Source organism: Thermodiscus maritimus (assembly GCF_055382595.1).
Genome location: NZ_AP042434.1, coordinates 786974 through 809711 on the forward strand (window position 1 = coordinate 786974; position 22738 = coordinate 809711).

General features: G+C 51.5%; 25 protein-coding genes and 1 tRNA gene. 10 read left to right on the plus strand and 16 right to left on the minus strand.

Annotation, left to right across the window (positions count from 1 at the left end; genetic code table 11):
- Nucleotides 1-81 precede the first annotated feature (81 nt).
- Nucleotides 82-933: a KaiC domain-containing protein gene (locus ACZ47H_RS04260; RefSeq protein ID WP_464932459.1), complete on the plus strand. Its 852-nt coding sequence runs from the start codon at nt 82-84 to the stop codon at nt 931-933.
- Here the strand turns inward: ACZ47H_RS04260 and ACZ47H_RS04265 are convergent.
- Nucleotides 880-2361 carry a TrkH family potassium uptake protein gene (locus tag ACZ47H_RS04265; RefSeq protein WP_464932460.1) on the minus strand — a complete coding sequence of 494 codons (1482 nt, stop codon included), beginning with the start codon at nt 2359-2361 and terminating at the stop codon, nt 880-882. The genes ACZ47H_RS04260 and ACZ47H_RS04265 overlap by 54 nt on opposite strands.
- A 165-nt stretch (nt 2362-2526) precedes the next feature.
- Entirely contained in the window at nt 2527-3981 is a 1455-nt protein-coding gene (locus ACZ47H_RS04270; protein WP_464933950.1) for a DUF5591 domain-containing protein, read from the minus strand.
- 127 nt (nt 3982-4108) lie between these two features.
- Here ACZ47H_RS04270 and ACZ47H_RS04275 point away from each other — a divergent pair, with 127 nt between their 5' ends.
- Nucleotides 4109-5815 carry a hypothetical protein gene (locus ACZ47H_RS04275; protein WP_464932461.1) on the plus strand — a complete coding sequence of 569 codons (1707 nt, stop codon included), beginning with the start codon at nt 4109-4111 and terminating at the stop codon, nt 5813-5815.
- Here ACZ47H_RS04275 and ACZ47H_RS04280 read toward each other — a convergent pair.
- Entirely contained in the window at nt 5794-6018 is a 225-nt protein-coding gene (locus ACZ47H_RS04280; protein ID WP_464932462.1) for a hypothetical protein, read from the minus strand. The two genes, ACZ47H_RS04275 and ACZ47H_RS04280, sit on opposite strands and share 22 nt — an antisense overlap.
- A gap of 141 nt (nt 6019-6159) precedes the next feature.
- Between ACZ47H_RS04280 and ACZ47H_RS04285 the strand changes: the two genes are divergently transcribed.
- On the plus strand, nt 6160-6963 hold the full coding sequence (locus ACZ47H_RS04285; protein WP_464932463.1) for an NAD-dependent protein deacylase: 804 nt from the start codon (nt 6160-6162) through the stop codon (nt 6961-6963).
- 72 nt (nt 6964-7035) lie between these two features.
- Nucleotides 7036-8205 (plus strand): OBG GTPase family GTP-binding protein, encoded by a 1170-nt coding sequence (locus ACZ47H_RS04290; RefSeq protein WP_464932464.1) that lies wholly within the window; start codon nt 7036-7038, stop codon nt 8203-8205.
- On the opposite strand, the gene ACZ47H_RS04295 is transcribed toward ACZ47H_RS04290, so the two are convergent.
- Genes ACZ47H_RS04295 through ACZ47H_RS04310 form a run of 4 tightly spaced genes read right to left on the minus strand, consistent with a single transcriptional unit; the run spans nt 8183 to nt 10082 of the window.
- Nucleotides 8183-9034, minus strand: coding sequence for a cation efflux transmembrane domain-containing protein (locus tag ACZ47H_RS04295; RefSeq protein WP_464932465.1), 852 nt, complete (start codon nt 9032-9034; stop codon nt 8183-8185). The genes ACZ47H_RS04290 and ACZ47H_RS04295 overlap by 23 nt on opposite strands.
- On the minus strand, nt 9009-9263 hold the full coding sequence (locus ACZ47H_RS04300; protein ID WP_464932466.1) for a hypothetical protein: 255 nt from the start codon (nt 9261-9263) through the stop codon (nt 9009-9011). Before ACZ47H_RS04300 ends, ACZ47H_RS04295 begins: the two co-directional genes overlap by 26 nt.
- The gene (locus ACZ47H_RS04305) at nt 9238-9672 is read right to left on the minus strand and encodes a hypothetical protein (RefSeq protein ID WP_464932467.1); all 435 of its coding nucleotides are present in this window, start codon (nt 9670-9672) and stop codon (nt 9238-9240) included. The genes ACZ47H_RS04300 and ACZ47H_RS04305 overlap by 26 nt, the downstream gene beginning before the upstream one ends.
- 5 nt (nt 9673-9677) lie before the next feature.
- Nucleotides 9678-10082, minus strand: a complete 405-nt coding sequence (locus ACZ47H_RS04310; RefSeq protein WP_464932468.1) for a hypothetical protein — start codon at nt 10080-10082, stop codon at nt 9678-9680.
- Nucleotides 10083-10164: 82 nt separating this feature from the next.
- Between ACZ47H_RS04310 and ACZ47H_RS04315 the strand changes: the two genes are divergently transcribed.
- Nucleotides 10165-10947, plus strand: a complete 783-nt coding sequence (locus ACZ47H_RS04315) for a ChaN family lipoprotein (protein ID WP_464932469.1) — start codon at nt 10165-10167, stop codon at nt 10945-10947.
- Here the strand turns inward: ACZ47H_RS04315 and ACZ47H_RS04320 are convergent.
- Both ACZ47H_RS04320 and ACZ47H_RS04325 read right to left on the minus strand, forming a co-directional pair.
- Nucleotides 10929-12302, minus strand: a complete 1374-nt coding sequence (locus ACZ47H_RS04320) for a metallophosphoesterase family protein (protein ID WP_464932470.1) — start codon at nt 12300-12302, stop codon at nt 10929-10931. The two genes, ACZ47H_RS04315 and ACZ47H_RS04320, sit on opposite strands and share 19 nt — an antisense overlap.
- Entirely contained in the window at nt 12299-12859 is a 561-nt protein-coding gene (locus ACZ47H_RS04325) for an NUDIX domain-containing protein (RefSeq protein ID WP_464932471.1), read from the minus strand. Before ACZ47H_RS04325 ends, ACZ47H_RS04320 begins: the two co-directional genes overlap by 4 nt.
- A 126-nt stretch (nt 12860-12985) precedes the next feature.
- Between ACZ47H_RS04325 and ACZ47H_RS04330 the strand changes: the two genes are divergently transcribed.
- A complete protein-coding gene (locus ACZ47H_RS04330) occupies nt 12986-13288 on the plus strand; it encodes a transcriptional regulator (protein WP_464932472.1) in 303 nt (100 codons plus the stop codon).
- Here ACZ47H_RS04330 and ACZ47H_RS04335 read toward each other — a convergent pair.
- A complete protein-coding gene (locus tag ACZ47H_RS04335) occupies nt 13267-13650 on the minus strand; it encodes a hypothetical protein (RefSeq protein ID WP_464932473.1) in 384 nt (127 codons plus the stop codon). The genes ACZ47H_RS04330 and ACZ47H_RS04335 overlap by 22 nt on opposite strands.
- Nucleotides 13651-13728: 78 nt before the next feature.
- Between ACZ47H_RS04335 and ACZ47H_RS04340 the strand changes: the two genes are divergently transcribed.
- Nucleotides 13729-13816: transfer RNA gene (locus ACZ47H_RS04340), tRNA-Leu, on the plus strand.
- A gap of 94 nt (nt 13817-13910) precedes the next feature.
- Entirely contained in the window at nt 13911-14639 is a 729-nt protein-coding gene (locus ACZ47H_RS04345; protein ID WP_464932474.1) for a hypothetical protein, read from the plus strand.
- 5 nt (nt 14640-14644) lie between these two features.
- Here ACZ47H_RS04345 and ACZ47H_RS04350 read toward each other — a convergent pair whose 3' ends face one another.
- Together ACZ47H_RS04350 and ACZ47H_RS04355 are read right to left on the minus strand one after the other, a co-directional pair.
- The gene (locus ACZ47H_RS04350) at nt 14645-15004 is read right to left on the minus strand and encodes a potassium channel family protein (RefSeq protein ID WP_464932475.1); all 360 of its coding nucleotides are present in this window, start codon (nt 15002-15004) and stop codon (nt 14645-14647) included.
- 50 nt (nt 15005-15054) lie between these two features.
- Entirely contained in the window at nt 15055-15420 is a 366-nt protein-coding gene (locus tag ACZ47H_RS04355) for a hypothetical protein (RefSeq protein WP_464932476.1), read from the minus strand.
- 151 nt (nt 15421-15571) lie between these two features.
- Here ACZ47H_RS04355 and ACZ47H_RS04360 point away from each other — a divergent pair, with 151 nt between their 5' ends.
- Both ACZ47H_RS04360 and ACZ47H_RS04365 read left to right on the plus strand, forming a co-directional pair.
- Complete coding sequence (locus ACZ47H_RS04360) at nt 15572-16564, plus strand: SIS domain-containing protein (RefSeq protein ID WP_464932477.1); 993 nt, start codon at nt 15572-15574, stop codon at nt 16562-16564.
- A gap of 31 nt (nt 16565-16595) precedes the next feature.
- The gene (locus ACZ47H_RS04365; protein WP_464932478.1) at nt 16596-17312 is read left to right on the plus strand and encodes a CDP-alcohol phosphatidyltransferase family protein; all 717 of its coding nucleotides are present in this window, start codon (nt 16596-16598) and stop codon (nt 17310-17312) included.
- Nucleotides 17313-17879: 567 nt separating this feature from the next.
- Here the strand turns inward: ACZ47H_RS04365 and ACZ47H_RS04370 are convergent.
- From ACZ47H_RS04370 to ACZ47H_RS04385, 4 genes are all read right to left on the minus strand, one after another.
- Nucleotides 17880-19256 carry an NCS2 family permease gene (locus ACZ47H_RS04370; protein WP_464932479.1) on the minus strand — a complete coding sequence of 459 codons (1377 nt, stop codon included), beginning with the start codon at nt 19254-19256 and terminating at the stop codon, nt 17880-17882.
- A 140-nt stretch (nt 19257-19396) separates the two neighbouring features.
- On the minus strand, nt 19397-20686 hold the full coding sequence (locus ACZ47H_RS04375) for a TIGR04013 family B12-binding domain/radical SAM domain-containing protein (RefSeq protein WP_464932480.1): 1290 nt from the start codon (nt 20684-20686) through the stop codon (nt 19397-19399).
- 17 nt (nt 20687-20703) lie between these two features.
- Nucleotides 20704-21393 (minus strand): hypothetical protein, encoded by a 690-nt coding sequence (locus ACZ47H_RS04380; RefSeq protein WP_464932481.1) that lies wholly within the window; start codon nt 21391-21393, stop codon nt 20704-20706.
- 123 nt (nt 21394-21516) lie between these two features.
- Complete coding sequence (locus ACZ47H_RS04385; RefSeq protein WP_464932482.1) at nt 21517-22737, minus strand: cytochrome ubiquinol oxidase subunit I; 1221 nt, start codon at nt 22735-22737, stop codon at nt 21517-21519.
- Nucleotide 22738: the final 1 nt, after the last annotated feature.

Sequence of the window (22738 nt, forward strand, 5' to 3'; positions counted from 1 at the left end):
TGACTAGCTCTGGGGTACCCGGAGGCCCGTAATCCTCCTCAGCTATATCAGTCCTGGAATGCATCCATTCATTTCACGGGAATGAGGGGATTGCCTGGAGTCTATATTGAGAGGCTTAAAACGGGGGTAGAGGGCTTCAACGAGTTAATCAGTGGAGGTGTGCCACGGGGCTTCTTCGTGGCAGTCGTTGGTGAGCCCGGGACTGGTAAGACTGTGTTCAGCATCCACTTCGCATGGCAGGGTGTCCTGGAAGGAGATAAGGTAGTATACGTGACTACGGAGGAGAGCAGGGAGAGTATTATTAAGCAGGCACTCCAGTTTGGGATGGACTTTGCAAGGGCTGTAGACTCTGGGAAAATGATAATCATAGATGCTCTTATGAGGGGTAAGCAGGACGAGTGGAGCCTAAGCGACCTAGACCTGGACGAGCTCGTGGAGAAGATCTTAGCCGCTAAGAAGAAGCTAGGATATGGTAGAGCCAGGCTAATAATAGACTCGATGAGCGCCTTCTGGCTGGACAAGCCTGCAATGGCGAGGAAGTACAGCTATGCAGTGAAGAGAGTCCTCTACAAGTGGGACTTCACGACATACCTGGTAAGCCAGTATGCAATAACAACCTCGCAGGCCTTCGGCTGGGGAGTAGAGCACGTAGCCGATGGCATTGTAAGGTTCCGCAGGATGATAAAAGGCGGGATCCTGAGGAGGTTCGTTTTAGTCGAGAAGATGAGGCAGACCCCGCACAGCCTAGTAATGCATGAGGTGGACATCGTCGATGGCCGAGGTATGATTGTCAGGGAGCCAACCGGCTTGAGGAGGGAGGACTTCGCCCTCCCGGAGCATGTGAGGAGGAAGATAGTTGAGTCTCGGAGAAGGGATGAACTAGCGTCTCCTGAACACGAAGCGGAGAGTAGCGATGTAAGCGACTACTTCTAGCCTCCCCAGCAGCATTGCTGCTATCAGTATGAGCTTTGCGCCAACAGGCGCCGCTGCGGCTGAGATCCCAGCGCTTAATCCCACGTTTCCCATGGCACTAGCTATCTCGAACATGATATCTCCAAGATCATACATTCCCGGGTAGACTGCCGCCATGAGTACTACTAGGGACGTGTATGTCAGTATGAATGCTGTTACTGTTGCCAGCGTCCTCCGTACTAGATCCTCGTCTAGAGTATAGTTTCCAAGCCTCCTCCTCGGCATATACCCCCTCGCGTGAACCACTAGGTCTGCCTCATAGGATATGCTCTTCAGCGATATTAGGAGCCTGAGGACCTTTATCCCTCCAGCCGTGGAGAAGGCACTCCCACCGATGATTGACAGGATTGCCAATATGATCTTGTAGGATTCACTCGTGTTGTGAAGGTCGCCTGCCTGGAACCCTGCCGTGGCGAAAGCGGATACCACGTGATACCATACCTGTATGGGTCGGAATGTGTGGTGGAATGAGGGGTCCCTCCACCAGATGTAGTAGGAGAAAAGTACTGATAATGCGAGTATGACTAGCTGGGCATGCAGTTCAATACTATTCTTTAAGCTCCTGAACTTCCCCGTTAATACTGCGTAGTGGTCTGCAAAGCTCACCGCTCCAAGGAACATTACTATCGCGGATGCTACGAGAACCCAGGTATTGTTTAAGTAGTATCCTAGGCTCTCCGTGTGGGTTGAGAATCCTGCGGTGGCTATCCCCGTCATGGAATGCTGTATAGCGTCTCCAACAGGCATTCCGGCCAGGAATAGGAGGAGTGCCCCTATAACTGTTAGTATGATGTAGATGGCTCCCATTTTTATGGCGCTCCTCTTCAGGCTAGCCTCCAGCCTCTCGAACTTACCCTCCGCCAAGTAGAGCATCGCTACCGAGACTCCAGGCGGGGCAAGGAGTGCAATAGTGAATATGACTATTCCAAGGCCTCCCTCCCACTGCATAAGAGTTCTCCAAACCTTAAGCGTATCCGGGATGGCACTGACCTCGGGGACATACACGTGATGCCATGAGCTGGGCTGTCCACTGAGTATTGTTAAGCCGGTAGTAGTCCAACCACTCACTGACTCGAAGAGCGAGTCTACGAAGGGGATTTTCAATGCAATAGCGAATGGGATGGCGTCTAGAGCCGGAACCAGGAGCCATACGAGGACAGTGACTGCTACTGCCTCCCTCATCTTCAACGGCTCTGTACCAGCCCTGGTAAGCAGATAGCCCGCTATGATATAGAAGCCGCCGAAAATAGTCATCACCGAGGCAGGATACAGTTCTCGGGCGGCGTTCCCTGCTAGGTATAGGTAGAGGCCGTATGCTCCCGATCCTAGCAGTGAGAAGCTAGACGCTATTATGGCGAGCCCCGAGTAGTAGGCTATCTTCTTGAGCATCCCGCCGGCCTCCCTCAAACCCTACAGTTACTGCTTCAGCCCTTGATTCCTATCCCCTTTCCAACGGGTGTAGGGCGGCTTGAACAATAATTATTGTTGGATCGGGGCCGGCGTCGTCTTCGCAGGGCCTCCCCATATATGGAGTGTCGGGGTCGGAGGTTTAACTCACACGCCGGCCCCAGATTCTAGACTAGTCCTCCCAGCTATTGTATTCCATTCCCCTCCCAGGTACTTCGCGAGGGTCTCCCTAAGCTTCCCCAGCGCTAGAGGGTGCCTCACCACGCTGCTTCCAACCCTCTCTTTACCGATCTCTTCCTTTATCCGCCTGTAGGTTTCCTCGTCAAGAACAACTACTAGCTTATCCTCGAGCCCCAGCTCCTTGAAAGCCTCCTTTATGGCTTCAAGAGTCTCTGATTCAAGGTGGAAGTATGCGAAGAAAAGCTTGTATTTATCAGCGTGAGCCCTGAGATAGGCCTTTACCCTCTCCTTTGTTATCTCTATGTAGTCCTTCTTCACCTCCTCGGTCTCCATCCACTCTGGCCAGTCGTAGTGTGTGAAGGGATACCTGTCATGGAACTCCCATGGGATTACGCCCGGCGTTGAGACGACTATGAGGTGTAGCCTCTTGAACCATGGATACCCGCTGATCGCGGATAATATCGCTCTGTGAGTCCTGCTCCTCTTGTAGGGCTTCCTATAACTGCATGGAAGGAGTAGTGCGTAGTCCTTACCATTGGGGGGCCTGTAGAATCGGGTGAAGTAGTCCTGCCATACCTCGAAGTGGGGGTGTAGAAGTATATCTCTCCCAACCCCTTTTATCCTAGTCCACAGTCTCCTCGGTATCTTGGGGACGAAGGCGAAGTTGCTGTGATCAACCTCAACCGGCACATTGTTGTAGATGTATAGGTTATCGTTTACTCTCTCGCCGCCAAGCCTCCCAATAACCCTCTCAACGAGCCCTTTGAACTGGCGCTCGTCCAGCGGCTTCCATCTTCCCTCGAGCCAGTCTAGGAGTAGCCTAGTATCTCTGTGTGGATAGGCGTTTATTACAACCATTGAGTCGCTGTAGTCGGATGCTATCTCGATCGTCCTTTCCAGCAGCACTTCTTGAACTTCGAGGTTATGGTAGATTATAGGGTGCCCGTTTACTAGGATGTAGCTTCGCAGCCCAAATCCCTCTTTCCTCAGGAGCCTCGCGGCTCTTATGTAGTCCTTTACCCCAGTGTTCTTCCGATAGTACCTGTACAGGATGATGTCGTCGGCCACCTCCAATCCTATGGCAATTGTGATCTTTATGCCGTCGACTATTATCTTCTCTAAATTCTCCCGCGTGACATCATCAGTCTTAGCCTCTACTATGATCTCTCTTACTCCTCTATTCCTCGCCTCCTCTATGAGCCAGCGTGTAAAGTCTAGAGGGAACTGGCGAGGGTCAACCATGCTGCCCGAGGAGAAGAGCTTGACCCTCTCTATATCCCTGTGGCGTGAAAGGGCGCTGAGATACTTAGCCCTCAGCTGGTCTAGACTGGTCTTAGCAGTCCGCTTACCCCAACCGCAGAAGTAGCAGGCGCCCCAGCTACACTTTCCATACTCCAGCACTACGGATACAGTCTTACCCATCGCCACCCATCCTACCCTCCAATAAGCTAGGCAGTGTTTTAATAGGTAGTCCCCGTACCCCCCATTGCTAGCCAGGTGATAAGTTGATTAGAAGGAATGCCTCCCATATTTGCCTGGGAGCCACGGGTTGAGCGAGAAGTATGATGCCGAGAAAGTCGTAATTATAGCCGGAACGCCAGGGATAGGATTGAAGGAGATCTATAATTGCGTGAAAAACAAGAGGCTCAACATCAGCGACTCCGCCTGCGTATACCATTTCGAAGACCTCCTCGAAGAAGAGTACGGTTCTAAGAATAAGTGCAAGGACATAGAGCAGCTGATCGCTATGATGCTAACCTCCCGTCCGGCTGCGATTAGCGCTTTCAAGAGGGGTGTGGAGAGGGTAAGAGAGAGGATACATGCCAGGGGGTGCAGGAAGGCTATTGTCTTCGCCCACCTAACATACATGAGCAGGAGGATGATCGCGGCCAACCCTGTTATAAGCGAGCTCCTCTCCCTCGGAAGGGAGGCTTCAATCATATACCTTGTAGACGACTACTTCGACGCGCTTAGAGCGATGGCTTTAGACGCTAGCAGCAGGATACTAGGCACGAAGGGGTGCAGCGGGCTCCCAGCCTCACCCTACAGTATAGACCCTGTCCTCTACCTAACATGGAGGGCGGCAGACTCCAATATTCTAGGGATAGTTGACAGCATTAAACCCGGCACTTCAATATACACTTACGGGGTGAAGCATCCTGCGAGAGAGTTCGTGAAGCTCCTAGAAAGGGTTCTCAAGACCAGAGGAGAGTACCTGGTTGACTCAAAGCCTGTTACAGCCTATGTCTCCCACCCCATCACACAGGTTAGATCCCTCTATGTCGCTGTCGGTGATAGGCCAGTGAGGGATATCTCTCTAGTCCAGGCTATCGAGGCCTTCAAAGAAGCATTGAGAAGAACCGAGCAAGACCTAGTCCTCTTCGAACCCACCACGATCGATGAGATCCACTATGATAAGCTGGGGAAGGTGCTCGAGTATGTCCCTAAAGAGGGTCTCGGTCGATCATGGCCAGAAGCTAGGGAGGAGTTGAATGTGGATAAGGATTACCCAGTCGTACATTCTCTCTTCGTGGACTCTTGGAATAGGTGGCCCTTCAGCGAGGACAATCTCCGAGAATACTGTTCAGACCACAGCATCTACCCCTACAGCGAGGGCGGTAGCGTTAGCCTCCTCGACCCGGAGATGGTGGTGATCTACGGCGATGAACACTACCACAATATACAGGTAGACATACTTGTCCACAACCTTTACCTAGACTCGCCTAGAAGTGAGGGAGCGTTAAAGGGTATGCTGGCGAGCCAACTACACGATCTAATCAAGGCCCAGATAGAAGAAAGGGACTACGCCTACGTGTCGCAGAGCGACCATATAATAGCGGTTACCACAGCCATAATTGTAGACAAGGAGCACTCCAAGGAGACTGGCCTGGCAGAGGGAGTATACATCCCCCTGAGCACCGGGATGGACGCGGAGATACAGAGGGCTAGAGCCCTCGCGAAGCCCATCTCCTACTACATACTACCAATATGCATAGACACCCTCCTAGGACACCATAACATCCCCTCTCTATCCAAGGTTATCAGTGATGGCTTCAAACACTGCAGGGTAGAGATAGGAGATTGCAGCAGGGACGAGGCCGTTGAAGCGGCAAGGAAATGCGCAGTCACAATACAGAGGGGAGGGCTATTCGCAACCATTGGAGGAGGAGTAAGGGTCTGCGTAGCCCCCGTCCTCTACAGGAGGGGAGACACGGTCGAAGAGCTTATTGAAAGCTATCGCCGCTCCCTCTGCTGATCACTATTTACAAGCCTAGCTACAAGATATGAGTAATCAGACTCACTATAGAAGAGCTTGTTAATCCTAAACAAGAGGACACCTTTACCGTTAACCTTCTTGAACCTAACCCTTAATCCCTTCCTTAGAAAGGCCTGTGACAGCGTCTTAGCCTTAGCATACTTGTCGTCAGAGTACTCGACTACGATCTCATCCTCTCCCATCAAAATCCACCCATAACTCAATATCTATGTACAAGAGAGAATGGGGAGTATGGGGTGGTAACAACAGGGTACTACCCGTTGATCATCAACGCCAATTTAACCCATAAAGAAATTATAGATTGGCAATGGTGGGCGGGCTGAATGGATAGTATACTGGAGTTGATCGAGAATGCGGCAAGGATACTCGCGGGGGCTAAGCACGCTATTGCATTAACAGGTGCTGGAGTATCGACTCCTAGCGGTATTCCAGACTTTAGGGGTCCCAAGGGGCTCTGGAGGAGGGTCCCTCCAGAGCTGTTCGATATATCCTACTTCATGTCAGACCCCATGAGTACATGGAGGGTCTTCCTCGAGTTATACGACTCGCTGAAGAGCGTTGAACCGAACCCAGCCCATTACAGCTTAGCTTGGCTAGAAAAGAATGAGGTGCTTAAAGCGATCATCACGCAGAATATTGATGGCCTGCACCAGAGGGCTGGAAGCAGGAGGGTAATAGAACTCCATGGGAGCTTGGAGTATGCTGTATGCGTCGAGTGTGGGAGAAGGGTCCCCCTCGAGGAGGCTGTTGAGATGGCTAGGCTTCAGAGGGTCCCCCGGTGCCCCTACTGCGGTGGAGTCCTAAAGCCAGACGTCGTATTTTTTGGAGAGCCTCTACCGGAGAGGGAGCTCATGGAGGCCTTCCAGCTTGCTAGGAGGAGTGACGCCATACTTGTAGCTGGGAGCAGCCTATACGTCTCCCCAGCAAACATTATACCGGAGATTGTGAAGAGGAAGGGCGGAAGGGTGATAATAGTCAATGTGGGGGAGATCTACTCCCCGATCGAGCCCGACATCCTAATAGAGGCTCCCGTGGAGGATGCTCTCCCAAGGATCTGCGTTAGGGCGGCGGAGAGGAAGGGATTCAGCCCAGAGGGCTGCATTGGAAGAGTAAGTCAACCGGCATAGCAGAGGATCTCCTATACTCCAACACTATAATAGACTCCAGGCTATGGTTCTATGTATAAAGGGGAAGGGTGCGTGCCGGCAAACCTACCACCGGAGGCTAAAGCGAAGCTGGCAAAGTACAGTGAAGCTAAGACGCCGGAGGAGAAGATTCGGGCGCTAGAAGAATTCCTCTCAGCCGTACCCAAGCATAAGGGTACCGAGAATATCAGGCTGTGGGCTCGGAGGAGACTCGCCGAGCTGAGGGAGGAGGCTGAAGCGAGGAGGGCTCGGAGAGGAGGGGGAGGGCCGCGCATATTCATTGAGAGGGCTGGAGCGGGGCAAGTAGTCCTATTAGGGCCGCCCAACTCTGGCAAGAGCAGCCTGCTCGCCCGGGTTACAAATGCAAACCCCGAGATAGCACCGTATCCCTTCTCAACCCAGCAGCCCACACCGGGAATGCTGGACTACAAGGATATCCAGTTCCAGCTAGTCGATACCCCACCGCTCCTCCTAGACCAGCCGAGCAGCCCCATCAATAATAGGGTTATAGGGCTGGCTAGGAATGCCAACGCAGTGGCACTAGTTATAGGCTTAGACAACCCAGACCCTGCGAGGACGCTTGTTAGACTCATAGAGTTCCTCTCTGAGAGAGGAGTTGTGATAACTAAGTCCAGGGGGCTGGTTAGGATAAGGAGGGATAGGAGCGTTAACGGGGTCAAGATCACCGGGCATGGGAGGATGATTGGGTTCACGGAGGACGACCTGCGCAGGCTGCTCAGCCAGTATAGGATCTATAATGCAGTCGTTGAGATTGAGGGCGACGTTACCCTTGACGATGTGGAAGACGCTATATTCACAACGAGAGTCTACAAGCCAGCAGTCATAATATTGAATAAGTCTGACGTTAAGGGTTCACGCGAGAAGGCTGGGGAGGCGGTTAAGGCTGCTCCCCCAGACGTGCCCGTGCTGGTTGTGAGCACGGCTACTGGTGAAGGGCTTGATAAGCTGGGGGAGGTATTATTCAATATCCTAGAAATAATTAGAGTGTATACTAAGCAGCCCAATAAGGAGCCGGACCCCGACCCGCTGATCCTAGAGAAGGGAGCGACTGTCATAGAGGCTGCCAGGCGGATCCATAAGGATCTGGTTAAACGATTCCGCTATGCCAAGGTGTGGGGGCCTAGCGCTAAGTATCCTGGGCAGAGGGTTGGAGGGGACCATGTCCTAATGGATGGGGATATCATTGAGATCCACGCCTATTAGGCTTGTCCTCCACATCAATATGAACTACTAGGTCGACGTTATACTTTTCTCTAGCGATGTGGGTGGCCTCATCGACGAGGAGATCCGCCACCTCGTAGGGCATTCCCCCCGCTGTGACTACAGCGTCTCCATGATAGTGTCCCGGGACGATAGTGCGGATCCTCAAATCCTTCACATTGAACCCCCTCTCATCGAGCAGCCTCCTCACCTCTCGGGTAACGGTTGGATCCACGTAGTCGCTCATCATCAACCCTAGCCTCCACGATTCACTTATTATCTCGTAGACTAGGTAGGAGAGGATTAGGACCCCGCCTGCCAGATCGTACAGTCTACCATAGAGATGAGCAGTATAGCTGGCAGCGATGGTAACGACGCCCTCCAATATCTCTGTGTAAGTGAACCCTGCGAAAACGGTTCCCGCATACCCCTGCCTCCTCGATATAATTATCGAGCCAGCGTAGAAGAGGGTCCCTATTAGAGCATACACTGGGGCCTCAGCCCCCACCTCATAGCTCGCAATGAAGGAGTAGTATAGTATTGCGGCGCTAAAGCCAGCTATGAAAGCATAGGTCACCTGTACTAGAAGGACCCCGTGGAGGACGAGCCGACTATGACCATAGGGGTGGTCTTCATCCGGTGGCCTGAGGGATTCCTTCACCCCCTTGTAGAGGGCTATGCCAGCAAGCAAGTTCCCTATACATGTTGCTCCATCGATGAGTACTGCTCTTGAACCATAGAGTACGCCGCCGAGAATCTTGAATAGGGCGCCGAATCCCGCTAGTAGTAGCGCAAGGGCTATTGGCTTAGCTTCCCCGTGCCCTCTTGACAAAGCCAGTCACGCTTAGACTTAACGCCTTCCTCAACCTATTATCGTATTCCCTGGCCAGCCTACTTTGGAGCTCGGGAGGCAGGTCCTTTATACTCTTTTTAAACATTGAGCTATTCTTCTTCCTTATCAAGAAGAGGTGGAGCTTCAGCCACGAGACGAAGAAAAAGGCTCTCACGAAGAGTAGGAGAGAATAACCTATGACCTTAGCCATCTTCAGGGCTCTCCTCAACACTCTTCAGCCTCACAATGCTACGGTTCGGCCTCCTCTCAACTTCTACAACCCCAATCTCCTCAAGCAAGCGTACTCGCTCTGAGATCTTCCTCCTCGATGCTTTCCCCCTTATCCTCCTCACTTCCCTCTCCAGTCCCCTAAGGGTTTGGGGTCCCTTGGCGGCGAGTGCTTCAATTATTGCCCTCGTTATCTCGTCTATACCGCCTATGATCCTAGCTAGTCTAACCACTATTCTCGCCGCCTCAAGGGCCCGATATGCTGGTAGGTTTGCCACCCCAATTAGCTCTCCAGCGATAACGGCCTCCTCGCTAGCTCTAAGCCGCATCTCTAATTCGACGAGGCGGTCGATGATCTCCGAGAGCATCAATTCGATCCTTGATAGCCTCTCGTCGAGGCTGGATGGCAATATTGTTAGCCCTCGTCCCTCTCCCCTTCCCCGGCTCCAGCGCTTCCTTTATGCTGGTGCTTTTTCTCACTCATCCAACTCCAGGTGGTCTGGGCTTTCGAGAATAGCTGCCCCAGGTTGCCTAGGCTTTCTAGTATCTTTGTTCTCCTCTCGAAATATTCTAGGGTCATTTTCTGTGCTAGATCCTCTGGCATACCGCTCTCCTTCAGCTTCTTATATAGCTCTGCTATCTCCTCGCCGAGCTTGTCGCCCCTGACAGGCTGTATGAGGGTTTCTAGGAGGCGTGCTAGGGGTTCCTGTATTTCTTTTATGAAGCTGGATACCGCAGTGAGTACTATTTCCAGCTCCTTCGCCTCCTTTATCTCGTCTTCCTTTTCCTCGTCCTCCAAGTCTCTTCTCTCAGCCTCCAAGTCTATACACCTCTTTATCATCGCTTATAGGTTACATAGTGGTCCACGGTATTGTGCTTTTATGGTGAAAGGTGAACCACAAGTGAGCAGTCGTGCAGGCCCTGTATACCTTGATGCTTACTCGTTCAGGATTGTTCCTAGGGCTGAGATTGTTGGGCACCCCAGCCACCTATATTTCATAGGCGAGGTACATGAGAGGGAGTGGCTTATACGTGAGGTTGCAGGCCTCCTAACAAACCTGTGTGCTAGGGGGAGGCTGTCATTCCTTGGAGTGGAATATTTTAATGTAGAGCAACAGGAGCTTGTGGATTCCTGGCTTATGGGGAAGATCTCGTTCGAGGACTTAGCTAGAGAGTATGAGAAGGGCCCAGAGGGCTTCGACCTCTACAAGTATAGGCCTATGCTCGAGACAGCTCGAGAATGCGGGGCCAGGATAATAGGGGTGATGCCCCCGAGAAATATTGCTAACATGGTAGCCCGTACTGGGAGGATTCCCGAAGGATATGAGGGGATCCCGGATCCAAGTATACTGGTGCGAGAGTATGAAGTTCTAGTATCCAGCCTGTTCCCTAAGCAGGGGCCCATGGCTAGGATCCCGTTGAGAGGGCTCCTTCTTGCACAGTCCTTCAAGGACAGTGTCGCAGCCTTGAGGGTTGCTGAGGCCTCCCGAATGGGGCCTGGAGCGGTTGTTATGGGCTGGGTCCACGTTGAAGTTAAGGGGGCCGTTGCAACGAGGACTAGTCGGCTCCTTGGGCTCGATAGGAGAGACTACCTAGTATTGGGGGCTGGGGAGGGAGAGGAGAAAATCGAGTTTACCAGGAGGAATAGGGATCTGCTTGAAACAGACTACCTCCTCACCAAGTAGGCTACTGCCACTAGTACCGCTAGTATTATGATGACCGCTCCCGCATAAAGGGCTGATGAAGTACTTCTATGCGATACGCTGCTACCAGTTAGACCAGTAGTGTTTTCTGGACCTGGAGTCTGCGAGGAGGCGGGCACAGCTGATTCTCCGATCCACTGTGAGAGGCTGAGGCCGTTTATGCTGCCCTGATACACCGCTATCTCCTCTCCGGTCTCGGAGCCCATTATGTAGATGTATGAGTTGGGGGATGTTGCATTGGTCTCTATAACTGGGCCGGAGGGTCCCTCCACTATTTGGATAATCTCTTTTCCACCTGCTGGTGCAAATGTGACTATGTCGACTGTATAATTATGCCCCTTAGAGGTCAAGTTGAACTCGACCCTGACAGGGAGGCTTACTGGCTCGCCGTAAACATTAACCTTAGTATTTTCTACCAGTACAGTGGATTCATTGAGCCTCTCGACTTCTAGGCTACCGGAGCCGTTTCCAGCCTTTACTGGGATGTACTTGTAGTTGCCGTCGGGGTAGAGTATGAGGACTAGGTAAACGTATGTTGAGAGGCAGGTCGCGCCTGCCTGGCAGTGGTCTGTCTTGTATAGTGGGGCTCCTAGGCTACCATCGATCAGCCATACTGTATTGTTCTCCTTGTACTCGGCCCAGCCGTGCCAGTGGGATTGTAGTACGAGCGGCGTATCATCATGCCTCCTAATGTAGTCTAGGAGCGTGTTGGCCATGGCTGGACTATCGTCTTGGAGGTTGTGGCCGATGTAGGGTTTTACAGGCCTGTGGAAGCAGAGGATGACCTTCCTCCCATCTAGTCCCGAGTAGGTCCTTGCCAGGCTGTTGTTCCATTCATCGAAGCCTGTCTCCGTTGAGAGGAGCGCTATCCTCCACCCTGGTATTCCATCATATATTATCGGGTAGGGCCCCATGTACTCTCTCCAGAACTTGTAGGCTTTTCTCCCATAGCTGACGTCGTGGTTTCCAACAACGTACATTTGGTTTATTATGTGGGATGAGATCATGACTTTATAGAACTCCTTGTACTGGCGCTCGCTGCCCTGGCTAACATGGTCTCCTAGTCCTATGAGGGCTTGAGGGTTGATCATGGATATCTCTTTTATGGAGTCTACGAATACTTCTGGGAGTTGAACCCATGAGACGAACTCTGGCCTATCGTCCCCGATTACAACTATAAAGTACCATGGCAGATCCTGCGGGAGGGGCTTCATAGTTGCATTATAAAGGGGTAGTCTCTGAGGTGTTGCTGACTGGGTTGTTGTAGAGGCTGATACGGTGGGGAGGACTCCAACGACTAGGAGGGTTAGGAGGACCGCAGCTAGTCTCCTATTCACTCCGTATCCACACCCCCTGTATCGCGGCTGAGGTGCTCGGGCATTTTACCAGTTATTGATATGCATCTTGGAGGGCTCGTGAAAGTGTTGATGAATGAGAGGCGCTCGTCTATATAGGAGATATAGGCGAACCTGTTAAAGTCGGGTATATCCTGGGCTATTATCTCCGCCATCCCGGCCGGCCAGAAGTTGTCAGCCACCTCAACCGGGTTCCTCCACTCGAAGGATATAGTGGCGTAGCTCCTCCTAGGCTCACCCTCCCCCTGGCAGAGGAAGTAGAAGAGGATCTCGTGCCTCGGCCCCTTCTTCCTCTCACTAAGACTCTCCACCACATACACTAGCCTAAGGGGCTCAACCTCCAATCCAGCCTCCTCCCTCATTTCCCTCACTACAGTGAATGGTAGGCTCTCCAGGAACTCCACTCTCCCACCAGGTACGCTGTATACGCCGTTCCTCTCCCGCTGTAAGAGGATCGCGTCCCCCCTCGGCAGGATGCACCTGCTCCTTACCATGATCTTGCTCCTATACATCCATGCCGGCTTCCTCCTTAGACCCATTACCTTGCCCCGTACTCCAATTAACTGAAGGCAACTATTAGCTTCTAGGGTGGGCCATGGGTAACACTGGGGCAACCCCATGAACAATTCTCCGAGAGTCTAATCCTTGAACCGGGTGCGTTCGAGTTGCCGGGACTGGCTGAGAGGATACTGGAGATACTGGCTGCTAGAGGGACCCTCGCCCCGGGAGATGTTGTAGCGTTAACGGGTGAGCCTAGATACAGGGTTCTGGCTTCATTCCACTGCCTCGAGGAGCTCGGGCTCATAGAGAAGGTGTATGCTAGAGGCACCTACAAGATTTACCAGATCACCCTGATAGGGAGGAGGCTGTTGGAGAAGTCCCAGGGGAAGGGACTCGCATACTCGCTTGCAGAATTCGTACTGGGAGGATTAGAGGCTGGAGAGGCTCAGGCTTCTACGGGCACGTAGACGGGCTTCTCCGCCAGGTTTATGATCGGCACAGCTATCCAGCCAGGCCTTACCCTATCTGTTAGCTCGATCTTCTCACCTGACTCGTCAGCCCTCGCTATAATGTACTTCGCGCTCTTAGACTCTCTCTCTGCATCCTTGCTCACATAATAGTATATGACTGGGAGACCATGGCACCTGTAGTAGTCCTTATACATCATCTGTAGGAAGTAGACCGCCCCACCCTCAATCCTATACCTGTATATTGGCATTACAACCATCCTGCTAGCAAGGCTGCTGGCGAGCCTAACAAGGTCCTCTAGACTCTCAACCCTAACAGATATAGCCTCCCCTACCCTATCAGCCTCACAGTAACCCGACACCAGACACCACCACTCTACCGGCGTTCAACGAGGGCAATAATAAAAACCCGCTAGTAATGATATGATTGAAGGACGGGTGCGGGGGTGCCCGAGCCTGGTCAAAGGGGTCGGGCTCAGGACCCGATGGCGTAGGCCTGCGTGGGTTCAAATCCCACCCCCCGCACCATGAATTAACTGTACAACAACCTACTGGTGGACTATAGAAGAAACGTATTTCATGGAGCCCGGATCTCCTTGTTAAACCATCATGGGTAGAGTCCTTGGGCGGGAACAAGCAAACATCTGCCGGCACCCCAGCAGTTAAGAGTTATATTCCAAGGGAGGGCGGCGTTCTCGGCGTTTGGCTTGCCAGTGTAGTTTATGGAGTGCTTGTATTGGTTAAGACGAGGGAGGTTCTAGGATTAAACGAGTGGCTAGCTATATTGGCTTCGATTATAGGTGTACCTTTAACTGCACTCGCTATGAATGCCCCGCCTGGTATTGGGAGGTTGAAGCGTGTTGCCCCAGCTGTCATTCTTTATTTGCCGGTAATTTATTCTACATGGCCTTCATCGATCTATTATTCGATCGTTGCCCTCGCTCTTCTAATAGTAGCGCTAAAGTCTAAGGGGCTGAGGCTGATACTGGCGGGGGGACCCCTAGTTGCTGGGCTGGGCGGAGGGATTGCCCTATCCTCTATGAGTCCCGTTCTCTCCTTATTCCCAATAGCCTACACGATGCTAACAGTCTCTATTGCTAGTGCAAGGGTTACCGGAGAATACGGTCGCCTCCTGGTTCCAGTTGTTCTCGGAGCATCCGCGGTGCTCTCGTCTACTGTGGGCCTCTACCAGTATTGCAGGGGTGCCGCTTTCCTGCTTGTTTTGGATGTTGTGGCTAGGCTTTCATTATACTTGGTAGGAGTGTATGAGCGGGTCTCTGTGAGAGTCTACGGGATCCATGAAGCGATCCATACATTACTCGTGTTCTTAATCGTTGCTTGGTTTTGCTAGGTGTATTAGCTGATTAACTCTTTGGCTTCCTCTTCCTTCTTGCGGGCTATGTGTGCTTCAACCATCTTTATGTGGTCTAGGTCTCCCTTGACCCCCTTTAGTCGTTCGGATAGGTTTGCTATAGTCTCCTCGTGACCATATACTACGAGCTCATCTCCCTCTCGTATGACGGTGTCTGGGCCCGGGGCTCCCAAGTATATGGTTTCCCCTTTCTTAGTTCTCCTGTATATTCCAAGGACTACCACGCCTTCCTGCCTAAGCCTGGCTTCCTTCAATGTTTTACCGGCGAGCCAGCTGTCCCTAGAGACTTTGAGCGATGCGACTGTATAGCCGTGGCCAACGCCGAGCAGTGCTTCATAGTCCACCACTCTTATGCTTGTAAAGTGGTCAAGCGCCCACTCGATAACTCTGCCAATTACTTTATCAACCTTCTGCTCGAGGCGAAGATGTAGAGTAGTAGGAGTCCTATTGAGAGGTAGACGAGCCTGACTATAGCTCCCTCCCTTGTCTGGCCTACGAATGTTAGGATAAGAGTAGCGATGACGCCGGAGACGCCAGCGCTCCCCATTAGGATCAGCAGCCTGATTATCCGCCTTCTAACCGGGTGGTTGACAACGTATTCCGACTCGCTCGTCGTGAAGCCGACGCCCGAGAATGCGCTTTGAGCCTGGAAGCTGGCCACATCCCTGGGCAGGCCCGTTCTCTGGAGGGCCGCGGTTGCAAACTTATTGATTATAATGCTAACAAGGATAATCGTTAGCAGTGTTATGAGAGCCTCCACGCTCTACACCTACCCTCCTCACTCCATGGCACGTCTTTGACGGTTCTGTAAAGACTCTTTTCTATCCGGTCTTAATTAATTATCCCCCCGAACTAACACACTATACTCGGTCTGTAGCAGTTTATCCTGGATGGCTGAGAAGGTGAGGAATATGGCCAAATATATTAGAGACCAGTATCTCGAATGGCCCCTCAAGCTAGTAGAAACCTATAAGGCTGGCCTCGAAGGATTAGATGAGCCCCTAGACCTCGAGTCTAAGAGGACGATAATAGGCTGCGGTATGGGAGGCTCGGGCTTCTCACTATACGCTATCAAGCCCCTCCTTGAGGATAAGCCGTATATAGTTGAGAGGAGTGATACCCTGCCATCCTTCGCCTCAAGCAATGATCTAGTCCTCGGAGTCAGCTACTCAGGCGAAACCTACGAGACGGTATCATGCATTAAACAAGCACTGAAACGCCATATAGAGGTAGCAGGAGTAGCTGGTGAGAACAGCACGCTGGCACGGCTCCTATCAATGAATGGTAAGGTTGTAGAGGTGGAGAAGGACGGCTTCCCACGCTCCTCCCTCGCATCTCTCGCAGGGGGATTAGCCGCCCTGATAGGTGGAAGAGGGTTGGAAGGAGAGATACAGCGTGCTAGCAGCGTGCTTAACACTAAGACAGCCTCCAATATAGCGGGGGAGGTGGCTGAGAACCTCTACAATAATGGGGACCCCTACATTCCAATAGTGGCATCCTGCGGAACCTATGGCTTCGTAGCTGAGAGGTGGATAACCGAGCTGGCCGAGAACGCGAAGCACCCCGGCCTCCTAGAGATATTCCCTGAGGCAGCCCATAATAGGATTGCCCGCTGGAGCCATAGCAGGGGCCACTACTACACCCTCTATATTGATATGGGAGGTGGTAGGCTCTGCAACCTCATTAAAGAACACGTAACGAGAGCCTACTCGGTTCTAGGCCCTGTAAAGGTCCTAGAATTCGCCGACATAATAGGGGAGTCTAGGCTGGGTGGAATACTATACGCCGCCCTGGTTGCGGGGTTGGCGAGCGTTAGGCTAGCCGAGCTCCTAGGTAGGGACCCGGAGAAGATACAGGCTATCGACGACTATAAGAGGAGCGTTGTAGGACGGCTCACCGGTTGATGATAATACTGCTCAGCATGGTGCTCACCCGTTGAAGGTTAGATTCGCCGACCTCATAACACTATCATCAGCAGCCGTATCAACACTATCAGTAGCACTCTACACCTCCACGTCCTACGATATCCTAGCTGTTAGACTCCTCCTAGCAGCCTACATCCTAGACGCCCTTGACGGGATAGCTGCGAGGATAGAGGGTCCCACAAGGGAGGGATTCATGCTGGACAGGAGCGTGGACAGGTATAATCAAGTAGTCGTTCCCATAGTACTCCTATTATCCACCCCCGGATCACTCCTAGTACCCTACACTGTCTACGCCATGATACTAGTTCCCTGGGCCTACTATAGACTGGTATACAGGAGGGTCCCTGGCCGCGAATACTTCTACGGGCTCCCACTAATAGCTCACTCCCTAGTAATAGTTCTCTCCCTCCTAGCGGGCAGGCTTCCCAACCCACTAATACTGTTCATCCTGCTAACCGCATCGATCCTGCCCATCCCCTACTATAGGCGCCCACTGAGTCGGGGAGGCGAGTCGAAGGCTAATCGATCCCATATCTCGCTCTATGATGCGGGGAGGATAATCACGCTTCTAATCCTAGCCCTGCTACCCCGTGGACAGGTAATGAATATTATATCACAGGTAACAATCTACGCGGTCATAATTTATGCCCTGACAGGCTACATACCCATCCTCGCCACTAAAAGAGAGGTAGGGGGATTAAAGTCTAGAGAACCTCCACAACAATAGAGCTACAAGGGAGGATACCACGATTACGGGGAGCATTCCTGGCTCCGGAACAGGCGGTGGATTAGAGGAGACTGTGAGGGAATCACACGATGGCCCCTCCAAGATAGGCATTTGGAGCCATTCCGCTCAAGTAGGGTGCTCCTATCTTAGCGTCTCCATCATCCATAGTGGGGTATGTATCGAATAGCACTATTACTCCGAGACTGGTTAGGGGGCAAGTTGCCTGCTTTTGCTTCGAGATCGTCTGCTTTGTTGCTGTTATTCTTGTCTAGCCTGCTCCTCGATTGATCTACCTCTAGCTTATAATCTGGTCTATTTGCTATATGCTTGAGTTGGATCTTTGGACCTCTAAGCCTTACTTCTTGATTCACCGTGTATGCTCCAGCACCTGTATTAACGAGTATAATTTATGGAATTATTATAAATAATAATATGATTGTCGTTAGCCTCCATCCTATAAGGGGCAACGCTCGTCATTAGTGGGGATCGGATTGAGATCGGATATTTTAAAAGTAGGACAGATAGTTATACTATATTATTATAAAAAATATTTTATAGATAATTGGATTAGCCTAGAGCTTGAGCCTGTATATGCGGAAGGCTGAGGAAGTATGCGAGGAATATTACTGCAATCAGCACCAGGATCCAGTTAAGCTCCTTCCATCTCCCCGTCGCCAGCTTCAACACCACATAGCTTATGAACCCTAGGGCCATGCCATCTGCTATGCTGAATGTGAAAGGTATCCCGGCTATTGTGAGGAATGCTGGGATCGCCTCGGTTGGGTCCTTGAGGTTTATCCTGTTAATAGACTGGGCCATGAGGAGGCCCACTATAACTAGGGCGGGGGCTGTAGCGTATTTTGGCGTCGCGGTGAATATTGGGGCGAAGAAGAGGCCTAGAAGGAAGAGTAGGCCGACAACTACCGCTGTGAGACCCGTTCTACCCCCCTCCTCTACTCCCGCCGCGCTCTCAATATAGGTTGTAACAGTGCTTGTTCCGAGTAGTGCTCCAATAGTTGTCCCCGTGGCATCTGTTAGCAGCATGCGGCCTATTCCTTTTACCTTCCCCTTCTCGTCCATTAGCCCTGCCACTGCGGAGAGCCCGGTTACTGTGCCTAGAGTGTCGAAGAAGTCTACCATGAAGAAGGTGAATACTATTGCTGTAGCAGTAGCTATTCCTAGGTCTAGGAGGCAGTGGAGGTCTAATTGTAATGCTGCGCTGAAGCTGGGGGCTGATACTATGCCTTCTGGTGGAGGGGAGACTTTCAGGGCCCAGCTCGTTATTGCGGCGAGTATTATCGAGATGAGGAGGGCTCCAGGGACCCTCAACGCCATAAGTATGCCTGCGACTAGTATGAATGTTAGGGCTATGAGGGGACCCTTCTGTGTGAAGGCACCTATATTGAATCCTATGAATGTGGCTGGGTTCGACACTATTAGGCCTGCATTCTCGAAGCCTATGAGTGTGAGGAACAAGCCGATACCGGCGGCGATGCTGTATTTGAGCCCTGGCGGGATGGCGTTTGCAACCGCCTCTCTAGCCTTAACCAGTGAAAGTATTATGAAGACAACTCCCTCGACTAGTACAGCGGCTAATGCTATCTTCCACGGCTCTACCCCGTTTATCCCCTTAGCGGCGAGCACGGCGGCAATGAAGGGTACAACGCTATACGCGAAGTAGGCGTTTAGCCCCATACCCGGGGCTAGAGCGAATGGAGCGTTGGCGTAGAGCCCCATCATTAACGTGGCTAGTGCTGATGATAGAGCGGTAGCCGTGACTACTCCTTCAGGTGGGACACCGCTGTCTCCCAGTATGGCGGGATTGACTAGGAGTATGTATGCCATCGTCATGAAGGTTGTGAGGCCTGCTAATATCTCTACTCTGATGCTAGAGCCCCTCTCGGATATCTTGAAGTATCTATCCAGCTTTTCGGAGAGAGACATGATACCACCGGTTTGACCCGTATAAATCAATCTATTCTTAAACCCTTCATTCTTACATGCAGTTCCCTTGAATCACATAAGTCAAATTCTAGTTCATTATAAACCATCTTCTACTCGATATAATAAGAGAGTATAGACGGTTAGAGTCGAGAACAGTACTCTATATCCCCAGGTAAAGGCTCGGGATCTGGGCTTGGCTTGGGGTCTAATGCTGTAAGACAGTATATTTTAGGAGCTATCTCCTCCTGCCACTCCCAGTGACCCTCCAATACCCCCTTGCCCAATAGACGCCTAATAGTCCTCCTGTAAAGTGGATGTACTGGTTTTGGCCTAGCCCTTGCAAAGGGGGTGCCTGGTAGGGGGAGGAATGTGTGTAGTCTCAATCTCACATGCTTACCTGCTAACTCCTCCATTACTCGTATCGTTTGTATAACGTCTTCTTCCTCCTCGCCGGGCAGCGAGAAGAGGATGTCAACAACGGGTTGGAGTCCAACCTTCAATACAAGTTCTATTTTCTCAACGGCCTCGGCAACCGTATGTCCTCTACCCACCAGCTCTAACAGCCTATCCGACCCCGACTGGAGCCCTACCGCTACCCTCCTGTTACCGGCGTACTTCTTAACAGCTTCCAGAACATCTCTATTAATGAACTCGGGCCTCGTTTCACTGGGGAATGAGCCTAGAAAAGGTATTCCTCCCACCCTCCTAACCCCTAAAAGCAGCTCCTCGATAGCTTCAACATTAGGCTCCCTACCATCACTGAGATAAGAGAACCCTATGGGGAGAATAAAGCGTACCCTCGTGTAGCCCGCCCTCACGTACTCTCTGGAAATACGGAGTGCATTCTCGAGGCTCCTGTATCTCACCCTAGCCTTGTAGAGCCAGGGTACTTGGCAGAATTTGCACCTATACCAGCAACCCCTCATCAGCTCTATCGGAGGATATAGGTTGAAGGATTCGACATAGGGATCATAATCGTCTAGATTAATGTGTTCGATCCTAGATACCCTGAATTTGTCCCCCTCTCTGTAAGCTACATTCGGAGCCTCTCCCGGACCGTCACCCCTCTTAAGGGCTTCAACGAGTCCAGCTATAGCATTCTCCCCATCACCGACAACGGCAGCCCATGCCCCATCACGTAAAAGGTGCCAATACGCTCCTTCAGCGTGGGGGCCACCGGCTATCACAGTGTATAGGCGTGAAGCTCTTCTAATCTCGCTTCTCAACTCCAGGTAAAGAGGGCTGGAGACCCCATAGAGTATGATAGGCTCGTACCCCTTGGCTTTGAACTCCGCTGCTGAGGAGAGAGGGTTCTCCTCCACGACTTTTATAGGGATGTCTAGGCTATGCTCTTTTATTATAGCTGATATAATAGGTCCAAAAGCGTTCTTAGCCCCATACGCTGTCCTCGCAATTACCGCTATCCTCAACTCCTCTACCCTCCCCCCTAGGCTACAAGTATGCTGGCTCCAGGGTATGCCTTACAAACCCTACCTGGAAATCTCTTTATCAAGCCCTCAATAACCTCTTCATCAACGCATCCTACGAGGCATAGATACCCCTTAATCTCCTCGATAATACTCGAGGCTAAATCCTTATTGATAGGAAAACCTGCAATTAAGATCAGGGGCTTCATGCCAGAATATCGAGTTAAATTCTCAAGGTCAATGTTTAATGGCTTATCGTAGCTCACTAGAATTATAGATCCTCTATGAGACTCTACCACTACTAGGAGAGCCCTACAGGAGCCACCTCCGCATCCAACCGGGATTACATGTATATCCTTGCTAGGGCGGGTTGGACGAGATACAGGTATTACTTTGAATCCAAGCCTTTCCAGCCTATGATATTGGCCTGGAGGAGCATATATTGGAATGTAGTTTTTCACCACAGCTAACGCCGAGAAACCCTCATAGCTACCCCTGTACCACCCGCTTAGAACTCCGAAATCAAGAGTTGAAAGATTCATTCTTAATAGGGATGCATGATTTAACAGGCTCCTATAATTCCTACCAGAGTTGTAGAGGAATATTGAACCAGCCTCAACTAGTATGCTAGGCGGGCTCCTACAATCACCCTCCCAGGGGCTGGAGTTGGAGCCTCTCAATACATAGATCCTGATAATTGTAGTCCTCACCCTCTCAACAGTTTCCCCGCAAGGCCAATGCAGGGTCCCTCAAGTAATCACGCGAGGTGTTGCCCCGATTTAAGGATAAATTATTTATAATGAGGGAGAGATTGTGGAAAAAAGCTTAATTATTTAGTGGGCGGGACTCCTCTCCTCCTTCACGAATACCCCGTAGAAGAAGTAGAAGGTCATCGCTAGTAGGAACGCCATGAATAGGCTTGTGATGATCTCTACGCTCTTGATAGTTGCGAGGGTGTTGTAGTTTTCTAGGGTTAGTATAGATGCTAACCTAGGCAGCTGGTCCTGGGGTATTTGAGCTAGTATGTCCTGGCATGGCTCGGGGCTTCCTAGGCATGCTATGAAGTATGGGTATTGGCTGAAGGCGTTGAGTAGCTCGCCGAGTGCAACGGTGGTAAGCGCTATTATTCCGCCCCAGAAGAGCAGGTTGACCTTGTTTTCAGGGATTACTCCGGCCCGGAGGTGCTTGTATGCTACTGAGATCACGTAGACCTGTGCCAGGAAGAATATCATTTTCAGGGCGAATAGCCAGCTGACATCATAGTGTATCGTCCCATCTCCGGCCTTCCAGCCGAACCTAGCGAATACATTGTTGAACTTGTAGGGTATGTTCTCTAGGCTGAGGGCGTACCAGAGCCCGAATACCAGCATTAATACTAGACCTACAGCGGCTACGGGGGCGAGCTGCTTCACCACCTCGCCGATAGCCTTCTTATAGTCTGCATCGTTAGATCGGGCATAGGAAAATGCCAAGCCTCCTATCACGGCGAGAGATCCCGCTGTTATCGCGGCGGTTAGGCTCTTGATGTAGAGTGGCCAGAATGTTGGGTTGTGTAGCGCCTCTGATACATTGAGGTGTAGTTTTCCACCTGAGAGTTCTAGGCCCATTGGTATGTTGAGGAAGGCGAATACCGATCTGAACCCGAATGGTATGAGTATCCCCGACAGTGCTAGGAGGAATCCAAACGTGTAGTGTGCGGGTCTGCTCCACCTATACCATCCATAGTAGAATCCGGTGATCGAGAAGAAGTGTAGCACTATCATTAATATTGCTAATCCGAATGGTATAAGGGTGATGTTGCCGGCTAGGCCAAGGAAGTGTGGGTAGAAGCTGAGGAGGAATACGGTGAAGATCGTTGCGAATACGCCGGCGACACCGTAGGTTGCCGCGTAGAACCTCATCAGCTTGTAAGCCACCCTGTCTTTCGCCTGATCGCCCTCCTTGTCAGCCTTCCACTTCAGGTATGGGACGTATAGTGCTAGGAATATGCCTAGGTTTACCATTACTATGTGGAAGGAGAAGGATAATGCAAGCCAGAATACTGTCCACAACATG